1 protein-coding gene is annotated in these 539 nt (G+C 55.3%); it reads left to right on the top strand.

Going from position 1 to position 539, the window contains the following annotated elements:
- Positions 1 to 539: hypothetical protein (locus ABLU96_RS11530; RefSeq protein ID WP_348862524.1), on the top strand; the 539-nt coding region annotated here is incomplete at both ends.

Below are 539 nucleotides of genomic sequence, written 5' to 3'. Positions count from 1 at the left end.
GAAAATGCCGGTAAACTGGAAGTACAGCTCTTTAGCACGGATGCGTTTATCGTCACGGTGGGAGACAGGGTAAGCCGCATTCTGCTGGTGGATAAGGCAGGCGAGAAGCTGGCGACCACGGCCTTCAGGCTGGTATTTATGGTAAGGGCGGGGATACCGTCAGAGACCGTTCACGCGTTAGTGGATGAGTATCTGAAAGATGCCCCGGCGTTGCGTCAGACGGTGCTGGAAGGTATACGGCGCAGCGGACGTTTTATGGCGAGCCGGAATGAAGTCACCGCGATTAGACAGACGATGAGCAGCAGGCTGGCAGAGCACTTTGCAACAGAAAAGGGTCAGGCTGAATACCGGCTGGCGGGAATAAACAGCCTGTTGCTGGTGCTGAATGCGATGGATTTTATCTACCTGTGCGGACAGGTCAGGGAAGAGAAAAAGCCGCTGTCGAGCCTGATGGCCAGCGGGCTGGCGATGGTGAGTCAGGGGACGTCAGTTATTTTACCGGCAATAGAGAAAGGACTGGAAGCCCGTGAGCTTACGGT

The sequence above is a fragment of the Klebsiella sp. CN_Kp106 genome, from assembly GCF_040064575.1.
In the GTDB taxonomy this organism is placed as follows: Bacteria; Pseudomonadota; Gammaproteobacteria; order Enterobacterales; family Enterobacteriaceae; genus Klebsiella; species Klebsiella michiganensis.
Note: the sequence above shows the minus strand (reverse complement) of the source record. Positions and strands in the feature narration are given on the sequence as shown.